Below are 19,442 nucleotides of genomic sequence, written 5' to 3'. Positions count from 1 at the left end.
TGAAATGAAGGATTGAATTTTTGCAGAATCGGAAAAAAGATGTAACTTTGCAGCGATTATGCATGATAGTAAACAAGCAGCACTGGAACTAGGTACAAAGCCTGTGGGGATTCTGCTTTTGCAATATGCCCTGCCGGCTATGGTGGCCATGGTGGCTTCCAGTCTATATAATATTATTGACCGTTCTGTAATTGGTCAGGTGGTAGGGCCTGAAGCAATCGCAGGTCTTGGCATCACTTTTCCTTTCATGAACTTGAGCGCAGCCTTTGGCGCTGCTATAGGAGTAGGATCTTCTACTTGTATTAGCGTGAAATTGGGGCAGCGCGATTACAAAACGGCTCAGCACCTATTAGGAAATACAGTTACATTGAACTTGATTATCGGACTGGCATTTATGGTGGTGTGCCTGGTGTTCCTTGATCCGATTCTTCATTTTTTTGGAGCTTCTGAGGTGACCTTGCCCTATGCCCGTGAATTTATGCAGGTGATTCTGGCTGGTAATGTGATTACCCATATGTATTTCGGAATGAATGCTGTGTTGCGAGCTGCTGGCAAACCTCGTCATGCTATGTATGCCACGCTGTTTACCGTTGGGTGCAACGTCATTCTGGTATGCACTTTCGTGTGGTGGTTCAGATGGGGGATTCGTGGTGCAGCATTAGCAACTGTACTTTCGCAGACATTGGCTTTGTGCTGGCAGATGTTTATTCTGAGCAATAAGAATGAACTGCTTCATCTGCGTAAGGGTATCTATAAATTGAAAGCCGATTTAGTACGTAATATTATCTCTATTGGTGTTTCTCCTTTTTTGATGAATGCCACATCGTGTGTGATTGTTATCTTTATGAACAATCAGTTCGTTCATTACGGAGGTGATATGGCGGTTGGCGCTTATTCCATAGCTAATTCGGTGGTCATGATGTTCTTTATGTTCGTGATTGGTGTGACCCAAGGCATGCAGCCTATCGTAGGTTATAACTATGGAGCCAAAAAGTTCGACCGTATGTTGCGCTGTCTGTGGATAGCTATTGCCGTTGCTACGAGTATTCTTCTTGTAGGATGGGCACTCTCTGTATTCTGCTCTTGGCAGATAGCTCGCATCTTTACCACCGATCAGACTCTCATAGCCTTGGCCGCACGTGGCATCAAACTTGATATGTTGGTGTTCTTTGTTGTAGGCTCTCAGGCGGTAATCACTAATTTCTTTCAATGTATCGGAAAAGTACGCATCAGTATATTTCTGTCGCTTTCGCGTCAGTTGTTTATGCTACTGCCGATGGCCTATTCCTTCCCATTAATATGGGGCCTTGACGGAGTGTGGTACGCCATGCCTTCAAGCGATTTCGCAGCATTTGTCATCACCATACCTGTTTTGATGTGGCATCTGAATAAATTTAAAGTCTATGGACAGAAAGATAATCATTAACATTGGTCGACAGCTTGGTGCTGGGGGACTGGAAATTGGCCGAATGCTGGCTCAAGAGTTCCATGCAAAGTATTACGACCGTGAACTACTAAACCTGGCTGCTGAAGAGAGCGGCTTCTCAGCTGAATTCTTTAAGCGCAATGATGAACGAAAGGGATTCCTCCGTTCTTTCCTCAGTCTTCCTTATGGCAATGGAGTGGGCTCTACCAATTTCTATCAGAACAACTTCTCCCAGGAAAGCCTGTTTAAGTTTCAGAGCGATGCTATAAGAAAGGCTGCTGATGAAGGTTCTTGTGTGTTTTTGGGGCGTTGTGCCGACTATGTGTTGCGTGATTATCCAAACGTTGTTAATGTGTTTATCACTGCATCCCTAGATACACGTATTCATGTTGTGGCCGAGACAAAGGGGATCTCTGCTGATGAGGCTAAAAAGATAATAGAGCAAAAAGAAAAGAATCGTGCCGAATATTATAACTATTATACGGGAAAGCAATGGGGATATGCCGCTAGTTACGATCTCTGTATCGATGCTTCACTCTTAGGCTTTGAGGCAACCGAACGAATCATTGCTGATTTCGTAAGAAAGAAACTTCAATTAACGGATTAATTGTCTAAAGATAATGAAAAGGATTGGCATCATTAGTGATACTCATTCGTACTGGGATCCGAAATATTTGCATTACTTCGAACCCTGTGATGAGATATGGCATGCAGGAGATATCGGCTCGGTTGAAGTGGCTGAACGATTGGCAGAATTCCGGCCTTTCAGGGCTGTGTGCGGTAATTGTGATGGTGGCGATCTGCGCCTTATGTATCGTGAGCTGAACCGTTTTAAGTGTGAGGATGTCGATGTGCTTATCAAGCATATAGGCGGATATCCAGGCAATTACGATCCTTCTGTAAGGGGATTGCTCTACTCTTCGCCTCCTCAATTGTTTGTTGCAGGTCATTCCCATATTCTCAAAGTGAAATACGATAAGACATTGAACTTGCTTCACATTAATCCCGGAGCTGCTGGCATGCAGGGATGGCATAAAGAGCGAACATTAATAAGATTGACTATTGAAGGCAATAAATTCACTGATTGTGAAGTTATTACTTTAGGAGATTGATTAGTAAATATAAATAAGGGAAAATATAATCAAGAGTTTTTAGTATGAAGAACATTGTAATTACTGGTGGTGCTGGCTTTATAGGAAGCCATGTGGTACGTCTGTTTGTAAACAAGTATCCAGACTATCATATTATTAACCTTGACAAACTAACCTACGCAGGAAATCTGGCTAACCTCAAAGATGTTGAAAATAAGCCAAATTATGAGTTTGTTAAGATGGATATATGCGACTTTGATGCTTTCTATAAACTTATGCAGGAGAAAAAGGTTGACGGTATTATTCATCTTGCAGCAGAGAGCCATGTTGACCGTTCTATAAAGGATCCTTTTACCTTTGCCAAGACAAATGTTATGGGCACATTGTCTCTCCTTCAGGCAGCAAAGCTCTATTGGGAGTCTTTGCCTGAGAAATATGAGGGAAAGCGTTTCTATCATATATCTACCGATGAGGTGTATGGCGCTCTTGAGCTCACACATCCCGAGGGAATTGAACCTCCTTTCACTACTACGGCTTCTTCGGCAGAACATCATCTGGCCTATGGCGATAAGTTCTTCCTGGAAACAACAAAGTATAATCCTCATTCTCCCTATAGCGCCTCAAAGGCTTCAAGCGACCATTTTGTACGTGCTTTCCACGATACTTATGGCATGCCTGTTGTGGTGACTAACTGCTCGAATAACTACGGACCTTATCAGTTCCCCGAAAAACTGATACCTCTTTTTATTAATAATATACGCCATCGCAAACCATTGCCTGTCTATGGTAAGGGTGAGAATGTGCGTGACTGGTTGTTTGTTGAGGATCATGCCCGTGCTATTGATTTGATATTCCATAAAGGAAAGATTGCAGATACATATAATATTGGTGGTTTCAATGAATGGAAGAATATTGATATCATCAAGGTTGTTATCAATACCGTTGACCGTCTCCTTGGACGTAAGGAAGGTGAGGATATGGATCTCATTACTTATGTTACCGATCGTGCTGGTCACGACCTGCGATATGCTATTGATTCGTCGAAGTTGCAGCGTGAGCTTGGTTGGGAGCCGTCTCTCCAGTTTGAAGAAGGCATAGAAAAGACTGTGCGCTGGTATCTCGACAATCAGGAATGGCTTGACAATGTCACCTCCGGCGACTATCAGAAGTATTACGACAATATGTATCAGAATCGATAGAGTATGGCGAGCTCTTTCTGGAGAGCTGGCGTTCTCACGTTATTTGTAGAATATAGTCAAAATGGATGAGCTAAGTAAAACTCTTCATTCCTATTTGGTGAAAATGGCTTATGAGGGAGCCCCTCATGAGCAAGAACATAAGATGGAGCACCTGCTTGCCCTTCTTTTCCCGGAGGACGAGCAGGCGCTCATCAGCTATTATGGTATCTTTGGTGAGCCACGTCTTTCACTAGATGAAATTGCCGAAAAGCGAAAGGAAACGCCTGAACAGACCATGGAGGCTATAGACAAATGTATAAGAAAACTTGCTGTCACTCCAGAGTGGCAAATGATTAACGAAAAGCTATGAAAAAGATATTGTTATTAGGCTCAGGCGAACTGGGCAAAGAGTTTGTGATTGCTGCCAAGCGTGCAGGTCAGTATGTTATTGCATGTGACCGCTATGACGATGCTCCTGCTATGCAGGTGGCCGACGAGCGCGAGGTCTTTTCTATGCTCGACGGCGACGCCCTTGAGGCCGTAGTACGTAAGCACCAGCCCGACATCATCGTGCCGGAGATTGAGGCCATCCGCACCGAGCGGTTGTTTAAGTTCGAGGAAGAGGGTATTCAGGTGGTGCCCAGTGCCCGTGCTGTGAACTACACCATGAATCGTCGCGCCATTCGAGACCTCGCTTCTAAAGAACTCGGTCTTCGTACAGCAAAGTATTTCTATGCTAAGACTTTTGATGAGTTCAAGAAAGCTGCCGATGAGATAGGCTTCCCATGTGTGGTAAAGCCTCTTATGTCATCTTCTGGTCATGGTCAGAGCTATGTTCACAATGATGATGAACTTGAGCAGGCATTCCGTGAGGCTATGGAAGGCTCGCGTGGTGATGTGAAAGAAGTAATCATTGAAGAGTTCATCGACTTCGATTCAGAATTCACCTTGCTCACAGTTACTCAGCAGAATGGTTGGCCCACGCTGTTCTGTCCCCCAATAGGACATGTACAGAAAGGTGGCGACTATCGTGAGTCTTGGCAACCCTATAAGATATCTGATGAGGCTTTGAAACAGGCAGAGTACATGGCAGAGCAAGTGACAAAGTCTCTAACTGGTGCTGGTATTTGGGGAGTAGAGTTCTTCCTCACCAAACAAGGCGAGGTGATTTTTAGTGAGTTGTCTCCTCGTCCCCATGACACAGGTATGGTGACACTCGGACATACTACAAACCTTTCAGAGTTTGAACTTCATTTCCGCGCTGTCATGGGACTTCCTATTGCCGATATCCGTCTTGAGCATGCTGGCGCTTCTGCCGTAATTCTTTCTCCAAAAGAAGCTCCATTCGGAACTGTTTCACAGAACCTGCAGTACAATTTCCTTGATGCCCTGAAAGAACCATGTACTCGTATTCGCATCTTTGGAAAGCCTGAAGCATATTTCGGTCGTCGCATGGGTGTAACTCTTTGCTATGGCGATGTTAACGATGATATTACGGTCCTCCGTGACAAAGCAAAGCGATTGGCAGCAACTGTGCTTGGTACCGATCCTTATATGAATAAATGAAGACAACTCTTATCGACCTTCCAAGAATAACCGATCCTCGTGGAAACTTGACAGTGGCCGAGGAATTGGATACTGTTCCTTTTGATATCAAACGAGCATATTGGGTATATGATGTACCTGGTGGCGAGAGCCGAGGCGGTCATGCCCATAAACGACTTAAACAGTTGGTCATAGCGCTTAGCGGCTCGTTTCATGTCATGCTCGACAATGGATTCGAAAAACAGACTGTACTACTGAACCATCCTTGGCAGGGATTACTCATCGACATAAACACCTGGCGAACGCTTGACGATTTCTCGTCGGGTGCCGTCTGTTTGGTGTTGGCTTCCGAGCATTATGATGAGGATGACTATATTTATGATTACGACGAGTTTCTGAAATACGTGGGATGTACGAAATAGTGAGATACTCTGCTGCGAAAGCTGACGAATGGAATCAGTTCGTGGCTCAGTCGAAGAACGGCACGTTCCTTTTCGACCGCCGTTTTATGGACTATCATTCTGACCGTTTTCGTGACCACTCTCTGATGGTCTATCGTGACTCTCGACTTTATGCCTTGTTACCTGCCAATGAGAAGAATGACGTACTAGTTTCTCATGGAGGACTGACATATGGCGGATTGATAATGAGTCGTCAGTGCTCGGCCAAAGGCGTGCTCGATGTCTTCACAACGATGAACAGCTATCTGCAACAACATAGGTTCCATCGCGTTGTTTATAAGGCTATCCCTTGGATATATCATCAGTTGCCTGCTGAGGAAGACCTTTTTGCTTTGACTTCTGTTTGCAGCGCTCGCTTGAAAATTCGTGATATTTCCTCGGTAATTGTAGCTAATCATCGTATGAAGTTCACAGAATCGCGCCGTTCTGGATTGCGTAAAGCCCAGCATACAGGGCTGACTATTGCAGAGTCTGATGACATAGATGCTTTCTGGAAGATTCTGAACGATAATCTTACAGCGAGGTACGATGTACATCCTGTTCATAGTGCAGATGAATTGTGTCTGTTGCATTCCCGCTTTCCTGATCGTATCCGTCTCTGGATGGCATACCGCGGTCAGACACCCGTGGGTGGAACGCTCCTGTTCCTGACGCCGCAAGTGCTGCATACCCAGTATATTTCGGCTACTCCTGAGGGCAAGACAATTGGTGCCATTGATTTGCTATTTGACCACATTATTAATAAGGCGTACGCAGACTATCCCTACATCGATTTCGGTAAATCGACTGCCAGCGACAGTGCGGAACTGAATGAACAACTCATATTCCAAAAAGAGGGCTTCGGCGCTCGTGCAGTTTGCTATGATACTTACGAATGGACTCTATGATTGATTATTTAGACCTGAAACGTATTACGGCTATGCATGCCAAAGAGATTCACGAGGCTATTGACCAAGTAGTCGATTGTGGATGGTATCTGAAAGGTGAGGCAACCGAACGTTTCGAACAACATTATGCACAGTATATAGGAACACAATACTGCATAGGAGTAGCTAACGGACTTGATGCTCTCACATTAATTCTTCGGGCTTACAAGGAATTGGGAATTCTATATGACGGAGATGAGGTGATTGTACCAGCCAATACTTATGTGGCCTCAATTCTGTCTATCACTGAAAATAATCTTGTGCCAGTGCTCGTGGAGCCACGTATAGATACGTTCCTTATTGATGATTCCCTTATAGAAAAGCAAATTACTTCTCGCACTCGTGCCGTCATGATAGTCCATCTTTATGGCCGTTGTGCTTATACAGAGCGAATTGCTACAATATGCAAAAAACATCAACTCCTTCTCATAGAAGATAATGCTCAGGCTCATGGTTGTAATTATCAATCGGTAAATAATAGTCCATCGAAGAAAACCGGGGCTCTTGGTGATGCTGCAGCACATAGTTTTTATCCGGGAAAAAATCTTGGTGCATTGGGCGATGCTGGAGCAGTTACAACCAATGATGATGCCTTGGCTGCAACTATTCGTGCTATAGCGAATTATGGTTCTAGTCGGAAATATGTGTTTGATTATGTTGGTCGCAATTCGCGTATCGATGAATTGCAGGCTGCTGTTCTTGATGTAAAGTTGAAATATCTGGATGCCGATAATGCGCGTCGTCAGGAGATAGCAAGTATTTATATTTCTCAAGTAGATAATTCAATTATACACCTTCCACATCCATCTGAAAGTGTGTATCATATTTTCCCGGTATTGTGCGAACAGCGTGATAAACTGCAAACTTTTCTGCAGCAGAATGGGGTAGGGACGGTCATCCATTATCCCATACCTCCCCACCGTCAGGCATGCTATCGTCAGTGGAATGATCTGACTCTTCCTGTTACTGAGCGTATTCATGCTCAAGAACTCAGCATTCCATGTTATCAGGCTATGAAAAATAAAGAAGTAGAACAGATTGTTACTCTCTTGAATCGTTTCGATCATTAAAAAATATCCTTTTTGTTTACAAAAATAGTTTCTTAATCTGTGTAATAGTCCGATTGTCCACATCCGTGGAAATCTGCGTTTTGAAGATAGATATGTTTTTCGTATCTTTGCAGAAAAATAAAGACTATTAATGGAAAAGATAGGAGAAAAGATTAAAAGCGTGTTATTCGCTCAGAATCATACAGCAAAATGGTTGGCTGAACAGATTCCTTGTGAACGTACAAATGTTTACGATATCTTTAAACGTTCTGATATCAATGTGAATCTGTTGAAACAGTTGTCTGCTATTTTAGACTATGATTTTTTCAAAGATCTATCAAATGAGGTCTTTCCTCATGAAAGGTGATGGTATCGTCATTGCTATTTTAACTAAAAAAAAGTCTTATTATTTGTCTCGCTATAGAAAACTTACTATCTTTGTCGCTGTTATTAATTAATTACGATAGTTTTCTATGGATTACGAAGAAATGAATTATGGCTCACTTTCGCGTGAGCAACAGTTGAACTCATCATTAGCATTTCCAATATTGATGAGGAAAGTATATGTATGGATGGCATTGGCACTGATTATTACAGGCCTCTCAGCCTTTTATGTTGCCACTACGCCAGCACTTCTTTCAATGATCTTTGCCAACAGTGCAGTGTTGATGGGACTCATTATTGCCGAACTAGCTTTAGTTTTTTGGCTTTCAGCAGCAATCAATAGATTGTCCCTTGTCTCGGCTACGCTGATGTATATCTTGTATTCCATCATTAATGGTGTTACACTGTCGAGTATATTCCTTGTTTACACTGCTGAGTCCATCGGTTCTGTGTTCTTTATAACTGCTGCAACCTTTGGAGCGATGGCTGCATATGGATATTTTACAAATAAAGATCTTACTTCTTGGGGAAGAATGCTGTTTATGGCTCTTTTGGGTATAATTATTGCCTCTATTGTAAACATTTTTGTGGGAAGCTCTGGCTTGCATCTATTGATTAGTTATGCTGGGGTTATTGTTTTCGTTGGGCTTACTGCTTACGATTCTCAGAAAATTAAGCTATTGATGCTTCAAGCTCCTGATGCAAGTGAGTCAATGCAGAAATTGGCATTGATGAGCGCTTTAACTCTCTATTTGGATTTTATTAATCTCTTCCTTCACCTTCTTTCTATACTTGGTGATAGAAGAAATTAAGTAACGATAGAAGAAAAGTATATTGTTGACGTTAACAACATCAAATGAGCTTCCGCTTTTTCAAAGGCGGAAGTTTTTTTATATATATAATAATGTGTGTTTTACATTTAAATATCTATTGAATGATTTATTTTGCATTTTTCTCAAAAAAAGTTTGCATTATATTTGCAGGTTTAAGAAAAATCCGTACCTTTGCATCCGCTTTCGCTCATAAAACGGGTGGTAAGCGACTAAGAAAGAGTTCTTTGAAAGATTTACATAGACAGTGAAGTAGTACAAGAAGCGAGTACTTTTATTAGTACTTGGGTAACAAAAGTCAAACCGTTAAATTCTTGAATGAATTACTGGATAGTTGTTCTGAGACAGAGTAAGAGATACTAGTTCTACTAGTTACACTAGTGGTACTAGTTCTAGAGATACAGATTTTACAATGAAGAGTTTGATCCTGGCTCAGGATGAACGCTAGCTACAGGCTTAACACATGCAAGTCGAGGGGCAGCATGTTGGTTGCTTGCAACCGATGATGGCGACCGGCGCACGGGTGAGTAACGCGTATCCAACCTTCCCCCTAGTAGGGAATAGCCCGGCGAAAGTCGGATTAATACCCTATGTTGTTCATTGAAGGCATCTGATTTGAACCAAAGGTTTTCCGCTAAGGGATGGGGATGCGTCTGATTAGGTTGTTGGCGGGGTAACGGCCCACCAAGCCGACGATCAGTAGGGGTTCTGAGAGGAAGGTCCCCCACATTGGAACTGAGACACGGTCCAAACTCCTACGGGAGGCAGCAGTGAGGAATATTGGTCAATGGACGGAAGTCTGAACCAGCCAAGTAGCGTGCAGGATGACGGCCCTATGGGTTGTAAACTGCTTTTGTCAGGGAATAAAGTGAGGCACGTGTGCCTTTTTGTATGTACCTGAAGAATAAGGACCGGCTAATTCCGTGCCAGCAGCCGCGGTAATACGGAAGGTCCGGGCGTTATCCGGATTTATTGGGTTTAAAGGGAGCGCAGGCCGGAGATTAAGCGTGACGTGAAATGCCGCGGCTCAACCGTGGAAGTGCGTCGCGAACTGGTTTTCTTGAGTGAGTACGACGGAGGCGGAATTTGTGGTGTAGCGGTGAAATGCTTAGATATCACGAAGAACCCCGATTGCGAAGGCAGCCTCCGAGTCCTTAACTGACGCTAAAGCTCGAAAGTGCGGGTATCGAACAGGATTAGATACCCTGGTAGTCCGCACGGTAAACGATGGATGCCCGCTGTTTGCGATATACAGTAAGCGGCCAAGCGAAAGCGTTAAGCATCCCACCTGGGGAGTACGCCGGCAACGGTGAAACTCAAAGGAATTGACGGGGGCCCGCACAAGCGGAGGAACATGTGGTTTAATTCGATGATACGCGAGGAACCTTACCCGGGCTTGAACTGCAGGAGAACGATTCAGAGATGATGAGGCCCTTCGGGGCTCCTGTGGAGGTGCTGCATGGTTGTCGTCAGCTCGTGCCGTGAGGTGTCGGCTTAAGTGCCATAACGAGCGCAACCCTTTTCATTAGTTGCCATCAGGTGATGCTGGGCACTCTGGTGATACTGCCACCGTAAGGTGTGAGGAAGGTGGGGATGACGTCAAATCAGCACGGCCCTTACGTCCGGGGCTACACACGTGTTACAATGGGTGATACAGAGAGCCGGTCGTCCGCAAGGACGATCCAATCCTTAAAGTCATCCTCAGTTCGGATTGGGGTCTGCAACCCGACCCCATGAAGCTGGATTCGCTAGTAATCGCGCATCAGCCATGGCGCGGTGAATACGTTCCCGGGCCTTGTACACACCGCCCGTCAAGCCATGAAAGCCGGGGGCGCTTGAAGTCCGTGACCGCAAGGATCGGCCTAGAGCGAAACTGGTAATTGGGGCTAAGTCGTAACAAGGTAGCCGTACCGGAAGGTGCGGCTGGAACACCTCCTTTCTGGAGAGGACACTATCTTAGCTGTCAATTTCTGATTGACAGTTGGTTTGGCAAGCCCAGTGCTTCTTTACTACACAACTGTTTATATATCCAGTAGCTTGACTACCTAGTCCTATAGCTCAGTTGGTTAGAGCGCCACACTGATAATGTGGAGGTCGGCAGTTCAAGTCTGCCTGGGACTACTTTTTTCTCTACCCCTTTGGGGGATTAGCTCAGTTGGCTAGAGCGCTTGCATGGCATGCAAGAGGTCATCGGTTCGACCCCGATATTCTCCACTATCCTCTTTACGAGGAAGAGATCTTTGACATATTGAGACACAAGACTGTAAGTAAAGACTTTTTAGAAGTCACAAGATTAGAAATAATCTCAATACAGCTGAAAGTATGAGCAATTCTTGCTTTTGCCAGGTATTACGCTATATGATAGCGCTGTTACCGGCACGAGTTGGAATGTAGGCGAAATCGAGTTAGGGCGTCTGGTGGATGCCTTGGCTCCCGGAGGCGATGAAGGACGTGATAAGCTGCGATAAGCCTCGGGTAGGTGCAAATGACCCTTGATCCGAGGATTTCCGAATGGGACAACCCAGTCATATGAAGTGTGACTATCCCTGCTTACGTAGGGAGGCTAACCGAGGGAACTGAAACATCTTAGTACCTCGAGGAAGAGAAAATAACAATGATTCCCCCAGTAGTGGCGAGCGAACGGGGAAGAGCCTAAACCGCCGGTGTAGCAATGCACCGTCGGGGTTGTAGGACCACGCCGTGGCATGTTGATGTGGAGTGGAAGCATCTGGAAAGATGCATCATAGAGGGTGATAATCCCGTACACGAACACAGATTCAGCCTAGTGGTATCCTGAGTAACGCGGAACACGAGTAATTCTGCGCGAATCTGCCGGGCCCATCCGGTAAGGCTAAATACTCCCGGGAGACCGATAGTGAACGAGTACCGTGAGGGAAAGGTGAAAAGCACCCCGATGAGGGGAGTGAAATAGTCCCTGAAACCAGGCGCCTACAAGCGGTCGGAGCTGCATTTTGCAGTGACGGCGTGCCTTTTGCATAATGAACCTACGAGTTACCATCACCAGCGAGGTTAAGCTTCTTTGGAGCGCAACCGCAGTGAAAGCGAGCCTGAACAGGGCGTTGAGTTGGTGGGGGTAGACGCGAAACCGAGTGATCTACACATGTCCAGGATGAAGTCCCGGTAACACGGGATGGAGGTCCGCACCGATAAGCGTTGAAAAGCTTCCGGATGAGGTGTGTGTAGGAGTGAAAGGCCAATCAAACTCGGAGATAGCTCGTACTCCCCGAAAGGCATTTAGGTGCCGCGTCGGATATTCACCGTGAGAGGTAGAGCGACCGATAGGTCAAGAGGGCTTCACCGCCTATCGAGACCTGACGAACTCCGAATGCTCACGGTCTGCAGTCCGGCAGTAAGGGGGCGGGTGCTAAGGTCCGTCCCCGAGAGGAGAAGAATCCAGACCGCCGTCTAAGGTCCCGGAATCCTGTCTGAGTTAGTCTAACGAAGTGTGGCCTCGATGACAGCTAGGATGTTGGCTTGGAAGCAGCCATTCATTCAAAGAGTGCGTAACAGCTCACTAGTCGAGAGGCCGTGCATGGATAATAATCGGGTATAAGACAGGTACCGAAGGCGCGGGATAGCAATAATAAAAGTATCGGTAGGGGAGCATTCCTGCGACGCCGAAGCCACGGGACGACCTGTGGTGGAGTTTCAGGAAAAGCAAATGTAGGTATAAGTAACGATAAGGAGGGTGAGATTCCCTCCCGCCATAAGACTAAGGTTTCCCGGGCGATGTCATTCAGCCCGGGGTTAGTCGGGTCCTAAGTCTCAGCCGAACGGCGAGGGCGATGGCAGACACGGTTAATATTCCGTGACTTCCCTTACGGGCGATTGTGGAGACGGAGCAGTGACACTGCCGCGCACTGACGGATGTGTGCGTTGACGGGTCTAGGCTATGAGGATGGCAGGCAAATCCACCATTCGAGCTGATACCCCATAGTACGGCACTCCCTTCGGGGAGAGCCGATAGTGCAGGTAATCATACTCCCGAGAAAATCCGCTAAGCTTAACCGTTAGGGAACCCGTACCGGAAACGGACACACGTAGTCGGGTAGAACATACTAAGGCGTTGAGAGAGTCGTGGCTAAGGAACTAGGCAAACTGACCCTGTAACTTCGGGATAAAGGGTCCTCCCCTCCGGGGGAGGCGCAGAGAATAGGTCCAGGCAACTGTTTAACAAAAACACAGGGCTGTGCAAACTCGAAAGATGATGTATACAGCCTGACACCTGCCCGGTGCTGGAAGGTTAAGAGGAGATGTCATACGCAAGTTGCAGCATTGAATTGAAGCCCCAGTAAACGGCGGCCGTAACTATAACGGTCCTAAGGTAGCGAAATTCCTTGTCGGGTAAGTTCCGACCTGCACGAATGGTGTAATGATCCGGACGCTGTCTCGGCCACGATCTCAGTGAAATTGTAGTATCGGTGAAGATGCCGATTACCCGCGATGGGACGAAAAGACCCCGTGAACCTTTACTACAGCTTAGCACTGACCTTGGTCATCGGATGTGTAGGATAGGCCGGAGGCTATGAAGCGGCGTCGCCAGGCGTTGTGGAGCCATCCTTGAAATACGGCCCTTCTGCTGCCTGAGGTCTAACGGGTGATAATCCGGACACTGCTTGGTGGGTAGTTTGACTGGGGTGGTCGCCTCCAAAAGCGTAACGGAGGCTTCCAAAGGTGCCCTCGGGCCGATTGGTAACCGGCCTTACAGAGTGCAATGGCATAAGGGCGCTTGACTGGGAGGCAGACATGCCGAGCAGGCAGGAAACTGGGGCATAGTGATCCGGCGGATCCGTATGGAAGGTCCGTCGCTCAAAGGATAAAAGGTACTCCGGGGATAACAGGCTGATCCCCCCCAAGAGCTCATATCGACGGGGTGGTTTGGCACCTCGATGTCGGCTCGTCACATCCTGGGGCTGGAGAAGGTCCCAAGGGTTGGGCTGTTCGCCCATTAAAGTGGCACGCGAGCTGGGTTCAGAACGTCGTGAGACAGTTCGGTCTCTATCTATCGTGGGCGTGGGAGTCTTGAGTGGACCGGTCACTAGTACGAGAGGACCGTGATTGACCGACCTCCGGTCTGCCGGTTGTACCGCCAGGTGCACCGCCGGGTATCCGCGTCGGGTTCGGATAAGCGCTGAAAGCATCTAAGTGCGAAGCCGGCCACAAGATTAGGGCTCCATATAGGGTCGTCGCAGACTACGACGTTGATAGGGTGCAGGTGTAAAGACGGTGACGTCAAAGCCGAGCACTACTAATTGCCCGAATGGTTTCACCGATTGGCGCTTACTTTCAACTGTATCTTCAGTCTTTGTGTTGATATGTCATAACCTATATTAAGGTGGTTATTGCAGCGGGGTCCCACCTCTTCCCATTCCGAACAGAGAAGTTAAGCCCGCCTGCGCCGATGGTACTGCAATGCAATGCGGGAGAGTAGGAGGCCGCCGTCTTTTTTGGGGAAAGCCCTGTTTCAGCAATGAGACAGGGCTTTTCTGTTGTTGGTTATTTTATTTGTTCCTTTTATTTGTTCCTTTCATCGACTTTTATTAACTTTGCTCCTAAATTTTACATAAGTGTTTGCTTAACTTTGGTCATTAGTAATTAGTATTATTATCATTTCTTGGGCAATTTAGTGTTTTGATTCTTGTTTTTTTGATAAATACTTATTTAATTTGCAGTGACCTTTGAAATGTTCATTGAAATTGCTAGTATTGCTTATAGTTTTAAACAAATTATTATTTTAAAAACTTGTTGAATATGAAATAGTATTTATTGAGTATGTACACCATGAAGATGGTTGCAAAGTTTAGTTTCAATTTTTCATCTTGTAGTAAAGATGATGATGGAGATGGTGAAAGTAGTGGACTTGTTGGTGCCTGGAAAAGAATTGAGAAGATTGAAACTAAATATGAAAAAGTTAATGGTAATTGGGAGCAATTAGGAGATCCCCGTATATCAAATTACTCTGATAGGAAATTTGTTTCTGGCTATTTGTTTAATGAAGATCATACTGCTGCTATTATTGATATTAATCAAGATGGCAGTTATGAAATCGAAGAGAAGTTTCAATATAAGACTGAAGGTAATGAACTTTTCATGTTGGAACAAGATCAAGCTGATACCGATGATTGGGAAGAGGTTGGCTCATTCAATTTTGATAACGGCATACTTGTAATTACTGAAATAGATGAAGAAGAAAATCGTAAAGAAGTAGAAGTAATACGTTATACGAAGGTTGTTCTTAAGTAACCAATACTCTATATTTATGCTGAGATTTTAAGGAGCTTTCCGGTGTTAGGTAGGGATGCTCCTTTTTTTTCTAATGAGTTTTTAAGACGCTTTCCGTTGTTAAACCGTTTTTCTTCTGTTATTTTTTTCTTTGGTATCCATACAGCGATCGATGTCCTCCTGGCAGAGTGGCGGGCAAAACAAAAATGGGCAAAGGCTGTATAGAAACAACTCAGACAATCAAGAAACGGAGTCATCAGCAGAGAACTCCCCATTAATGGTCGCCCTTAGTTCAAAACATCACTAAAATGATGGTAATACTTCAGAAAAACGTAATGACAGCAAGGTTTGCACCAGTACGTATCAAGGGAAAAGCCTCATGCCGACCTATACAAGAAGAATTAAACAATACTTCCTATACTTGAAGAATCTGACGACACTCCTTAATTAGCAGATAACTACGGTTTTGTTGGATTTCTTTTTAAGAAATTGATAGCTTCTCTTTGACTTTGTTTGAAAAAAGTTTTGTGTAATTAAATATTATTTATATTTTTGCGACGTGATCTATTATTAACTTAATACTAAACAAAACTAATGGATAAAAACAAATCAATTGCTACGCTTCAGTATTCTGTAAAATAGCGAAAAGCCCAGTTGTACCATTTGATGTGTTTCAGCATTAAAGTGAAATGTCTGAATTCACTGTCATACCGACACAGACTGCGAGCAAAAGATTGTTTGTAATTATCTTACTTTAAACTAAAGTTATGGAAATCAAGGTTATTAAGATGTTCGATGTCGGGTTCATGAACCAGGCCTTCGCTTTTGGTGGCGAGAACAAGGAAGATGGTGACGAACAGATTCTTTATCGTGCCAGTTTGCAGAATTTCCTTATTGATACAGGTTCAGAGGTCATTCTGATAGATACAGGCTTCAAGAACGGTTTCCCTGCACCATCTAAGAAGCTGGGAGCACCGATGTATATGGGCGAGAAAGTGGCCGATTACATGGATTCGTTTGCATCTTTAGGTTATAAGCCCGAACAGGTGACAAAGATTCTTGTTACCCATAAGCATCCAGATCATTCTGGTGCTTTGGAATATTTTCCCAATGCCAAGATTTATATTGCCCCTGAGGATGCTGATGCTTTGAAATTGGAAGGTGAAAATATTGTGCGTCTCAATTATGCCGATGGTGCCTATTATAACTTCCCAAAGTCTCAGTTAGTTATCCCGGGCCTTCGGATTATCGAGGCAAAGGGACATACCCATGGCAACAGTATCGTGATTCTTGAGCAAGACGAATTGTTCTATATGTTCCAAGGAGATGTTACTTATACCGATGCTGCTCTAAAAGCCAACAAGTTAAGCATCGTTTTTGAGGATATAAAAGCATCTCGTGAGACACTTGAGCGAGTTCGTGAGTTTGTTGGCACTCATCCTACCGTTTATCTTTCTACTCACTGTCCTGAGGGGTATGAGAATCTCGAGATGAAACGTGTAATTCGCTTGTAGGTACACCTGAAGCTTTCATGATTATTTTAGTCTTGGCCATTATCTAAATAAATAATGGCCAAGACTTTTAATTTGTATTGCACTTTGAACCTATTTCTATTATCAATATGCAGTTTAACTATTTGATTCTAATAGTTAAGCGGGGGTAATAAATTATAGCTATAATTCTTTTGATTTTAGCTATAATTTTCGCAATTATAGCTATAATTCCTTTTTGTCTTGTTTCTCCTTAATTGTAAAAAGATGAGAACTCGCATGTAATTACATTCATTTTGCATTTCAATCTTAAATAGATTGGTTTGGACAAGTTATACAACCCGTTTTAATAATAAGATTTCTCTCCTCAAAAAAAAACTGCCGAAAGTCTGAAAAGAAAAGTATGACGGAAAATCTGCACTTGATTGAATAAGATTCATGAACGTAATAAAAGTCTTGCGAGGATTATTACAAATGAATTTCTTATATAGTTTCTGGTTTACAAAAAATGGACGCAGAGTGTTGCACGTGCGCCGAAAAATGCTTAAATTTGTAGGCAAAAAAATATTGCTCATGTTGACAGAAAAGACAATGGAACGACTACGTATTCTTGCAGAGTCAGCGAAATACGATGTGTCGTGCTCTTCCAGCGGCACCGTGCGTAAAGGCAAAGACGGCATGGTGGGCAATACTGTTGGCGGCATGGGCATTTGTCACTCGTTTGCCGATGACGGGCGTTGCATCTCATTGTTGAAAGTGATGCTGACCAACTACTGTAAGTACGACTGTGCGTACTGCATCAACCGTAGGTCGAACGATATTCCACGTGCAACCCTCTCAGTGTCGGAACTGGAGGAGATTGTGATGGAGTTTTATCGGCGTAACTATATCGAAGGACTGTTTTTGAGTAGTGGGGTGGTGCGCAATCCCGACTATACGATGGAACGCCTGGTGGCCATTGTTCGCGACCTGAGAACGGTGCACCGCTTCAACGGCTATATCCATCTGAAGACAATTCCCGGGGCTTCGCGTGAGATGTTGCAGGAGGCAGGACGCTATGCTGACCGTATGAGTATCAATATTGAGATTCCCAAGGAGGAATCACTCAAACTGCTGGCTCCTGAAAAAGACCATCAGAGCGTATTCCTTCCCATGCAGCAGATCCAGCAGGGTGTGCTGGAGAATAAGGAAGACAGGAAGAAGTTCCGACATGCGCCCCGTTTTGTACCGGCTGGTCAGTCCACACAGATGATTGTTGGTGCCACCAAAGAGAGTGACCTGGATATTCTGAGAATGTCGAACATGATGTATCAGCAGCCCACGATACGGCGTGTGTATTACAGTGGCTATGTGAGCGTGAATACCTACGACCCGCGCCTGCCGGTGCTTAAACAACCGCCTTTGGTGCGCGAGAACCGACTGTACCAGGCCGATTGGCTGATGCGCTTCTACCATTTTAATGTCGATGAGATCGTGGACGACCAGCATACCCACCTCGACCTTGAGGTGGATCCGAAACTTGGATGGGCATTGCGCCATCCGGAGTTCTTTCCTGTTGATATAAACAGTGCCCCCTATGAGCATATTCTCAGAGTGCCGGGCATTGGCGTGAAGAGTGCAGTGCTGATAGTCAAATCGCGCCGTTTCAACCGTATCACTTCCTTCCACCTCAAGAAAATGGGAGTTGTGATGAAGAAAGCCAAGTACTTCATTACCTGTGGCGAGCTCACCTCGTCGTTTTCACAGCCTATCATTGGCATCAACGAACTGCATCCCGAACGCCTGCGCCCCATGTTGCTTTCAAAGGCTCAACAGAAAAGAGCTGCTGAGGAACAGCAGTTGTCGTTGGATTTCCAAGAGGAGTAATTTTCGGAATTCTATATATAATAGATGATTCGGTAGAAAACAGATGACGGTATATACTTTCGATCAGACGCTCGACGGACTGCTTACAGCTGTATTTGACAGTTTCTTTCTACACCAGCAAGAGGTGACGTTGCTGGCTGAGGGCGAACAGCTACCGTTGTTTGCCAACGAGCCTCATGTGGTAGTAACCGATGAAGAGAAAGCCAGTAGGGTGTGGAAAGGACTCGAGAAAAATCTCTCGAGCGATGCCCTGCACATGATAACCGTTAGTTGGATGTCGGAAGAACGGGCTCTCAATCAACCGTTGTTTAATTTTATCTGTAAGGTGTTCAGAAACCGGCCCCCCAGAAACTCCGAAATAGGTGGAGCAAAGAAGCTCTCTCTTGAACAGAATGCCAGCGATCCAGATGTGCTGGCTGTCAGGAACACCTGCAGAAGAGTGCTTCACGAACAGTTGCGAATGAAACAGTTTATCCGTTTTCAGAAAGCAAAGGATGGCACCTACCTGGCTGTTGTATCGCCCGACCATAATGTTCTTCCGCTTATCACCAATCACTTTGAGGACCGTTTCCGCGACCAGTCGTGGCTCATCTATGATGCCAAACGACACTATGGGTACTATAAAGGAACCTCCACTGGAGATTCCCCTGCCCCTGACAATGGAGCAATACCACCAATTGAGAATAAGCAAAGAGGAAAAGCAGTTCGGGTGACCTTTGAAAATGAGGCCGAGGTGCCTTTCGATTTGTCCAATGGAAAACTAAACGACGATGTGCTGAGCGACAACGACAGCCTGTTTCAAGACCTTTGGCGTACCTATTTTAAAGCCATCTGCATTAAAGAACGCATGAATCCCAAAAAGCAACTTAGCGACATGCCCCGCCGCTATTGGAGTTATATGACAGAAAAAAATGCTTAGCTAGAATATGACGCTTTTCAAAAAAAGAATTACC

At 45.0% G+C, this 19,442-nt stretch carries 15 protein-coding genes, 2 tRNA genes and 3 rRNA genes; all 20 read left to right on the top strand.

What is annotated here, in order from left to right; genetic code table 11:
• Window positions 1-58: 58 nt before the first annotated feature.
• Window positions 59-1,426: an MATE family efflux transporter gene (locus L6475_RS10640; RefSeq protein ID WP_237819823.1), complete on the top strand. Its 1,368-nt coding sequence runs from the start codon at window positions 59-61 to the stop codon at window positions 1,424-1,426.
• The gene (locus L6475_RS10635) at window positions 1,404-2,033 is read left to right on the top strand and encodes an AAA family ATPase (RefSeq protein WP_237819821.1); all 630 of its coding nucleotides are present in this window, start codon (window positions 1,404-1,406) and stop codon (window positions 2,031-2,033) included. The genes L6475_RS10640 and L6475_RS10635 overlap by 23 nt, the downstream gene beginning before the upstream one ends.
• Window positions 2,034-2,046: 13 nt before the next feature.
• On the top strand, window positions 2,047-2,538 hold the full coding sequence (locus L6475_RS10630; RefSeq protein ID WP_237819818.1) for a metallophosphoesterase: 492 nt from the start codon (window positions 2,047-2,049) through the stop codon (window positions 2,536-2,538).
• Window positions 2,539-2,582: 44 nt separating this feature from the next.
• A complete protein-coding gene (gene rfbB / locus L6475_RS10625; protein ID WP_237819815.1) occupies window positions 2,583-3,716 on the top strand; it encodes a dTDP-glucose 4,6-dehydratase in 1,134 nt (377 codons plus the stop codon).
• Window positions 3,717-3,777: 61 nt separating this feature from the next.
• The gene (locus tag L6475_RS10620) at window positions 3,778-4,065 is read left to right on the top strand and encodes a histidinol dehydrogenase (protein ID WP_237819813.1); all 288 of its coding nucleotides are present in this window, start codon (window positions 3,778-3,780) and stop codon (window positions 4,063-4,065) included.
• The gene (gene purT / locus L6475_RS10615) at window positions 4,062-5,261 is read left to right on the top strand and encodes a formate-dependent phosphoribosylglycinamide formyltransferase (protein WP_237819810.1); all 1,200 of its coding nucleotides are present in this window, start codon (window positions 4,062-4,064) and stop codon (window positions 5,259-5,261) included. Before L6475_RS10620 ends, purT begins: the two co-directional genes overlap by 4 nt.
• Window positions 5,258-5,662 carry an FdtA/QdtA family cupin domain-containing protein gene (locus L6475_RS10610; RefSeq protein ID WP_237819806.1) on the top strand — a complete coding sequence of 135 codons (405 nt, stop codon included), beginning with the start codon at window positions 5,258-5,260 and terminating at the stop codon, window positions 5,660-5,662. Before purT ends, L6475_RS10610 begins: the two co-directional genes overlap by 4 nt.
• Window positions 5,650-6,588, top strand: a complete 939-nt coding sequence (locus L6475_RS10605; protein ID WP_237819803.1) for a GNAT family N-acetyltransferase — start codon at window positions 5,650-5,652, stop codon at window positions 6,586-6,588. Before L6475_RS10610 ends, L6475_RS10605 begins: the two co-directional genes overlap by 13 nt.
• Window positions 6,585-7,697 carry a DegT/DnrJ/EryC1/StrS aminotransferase family protein gene (locus L6475_RS10600; protein WP_237819799.1) on the top strand — a complete coding sequence of 371 codons (1,113 nt, stop codon included), beginning with the start codon at window positions 6,585-6,587 and terminating at the stop codon, window positions 7,695-7,697. Before L6475_RS10605 ends, L6475_RS10600 begins: the two co-directional genes overlap by 4 nt.
• A gap of 130 nt (window positions 7,698-7,827) precedes the next feature.
• Complete coding sequence (locus tag L6475_RS10595) at window positions 7,828-8,043, top strand: XRE family transcriptional regulator (RefSeq protein WP_237819795.1); 216 nt, start codon at window positions 7,828-7,830, stop codon at window positions 8,041-8,043.
• A gap of 106 nt (window positions 8,044-8,149) precedes the next feature.
• Window positions 8,150-8,872 carry a Bax inhibitor-1/YccA family protein gene (locus L6475_RS10590; protein ID WP_237819792.1) on the top strand — a complete coding sequence of 241 codons (723 nt, stop codon included), beginning with the start codon at window positions 8,150-8,152 and terminating at the stop codon, window positions 8,870-8,872.
• Between the two features lie 427 nt (window positions 8,873-9,299).
• Window positions 9,300-10,829, top strand: a 16S ribosomal RNA gene (locus tag L6475_RS10585).
• Window positions 10,830-10,937: 108 nt separating this feature from the next.
• Window positions 10,938-11,011 (top strand) — tRNA-Ile (locus tag L6475_RS10580).
• A 19-nt stretch (window positions 11,012-11,030) separates the two neighbouring features.
• A tRNA-Ala gene (locus tag L6475_RS10575) sits at window positions 11,031-11,104 on the top strand.
• A 179-nt stretch (window positions 11,105-11,283) separates the two neighbouring features.
• Window positions 11,284-14,184 (top strand): 23S ribosomal RNA (locus tag L6475_RS10570).
• A gap of 58 nt (window positions 14,185-14,242) precedes the next feature.
• Window positions 14,243-14,355: ribosomal RNA gene (gene rrf / locus L6475_RS10565) — 5S ribosomal RNA — on the top strand.
• The 16S, 23S and 5S rRNA genes sit together here with 2 tRNA genes alongside, the layout of an rRNA operon.
• Window positions 14,356-14,692: 337 nt before the next feature.
• Window positions 14,693-15,154, top strand: coding sequence for a hypothetical protein (locus L6475_RS10560; protein WP_237819788.1), 462 nt, complete (start codon window positions 14,693-14,695; stop codon window positions 15,152-15,154).
• A 746-nt stretch (window positions 15,155-15,900) separates the two neighbouring features.
• Window positions 15,901-16,647: an MBL fold metallo-hydrolase gene (locus L6475_RS10555; RefSeq protein WP_237819785.1), complete on the top strand. Its 747-nt coding sequence runs from the start codon at window positions 15,901-15,903 to the stop codon at window positions 16,645-16,647.
• Window positions 16,648-17,214: 567 nt separating this feature from the next.
• A complete protein-coding gene (locus L6475_RS10550; protein ID WP_370641600.1) occupies window positions 17,215-18,489 on the top strand; it encodes a putative DNA modification/repair radical SAM protein in 1,275 nt (424 codons plus the stop codon).
• 43 nt (window positions 18,490-18,532) lie between these two features.
• Complete coding sequence (locus L6475_RS10545; protein ID WP_237819780.1) at window positions 18,533-19,408, top strand: TIGR03915 family putative DNA repair protein; 876 nt, start codon at window positions 18,533-18,535, stop codon at window positions 19,406-19,408.
• Window positions 19,409-19,442 lie beyond the last annotated feature (34 nt).

Source organism: Prevotella sp. E9-3, from assembly GCF_022024015.1.
Classification (GTDB): domain Bacteria; phylum Bacteroidota; class Bacteroidia; order Bacteroidales; family Bacteroidaceae; genus Prevotella.
This window is presented reverse-complemented; position numbering and strand designations above follow the sequence as displayed.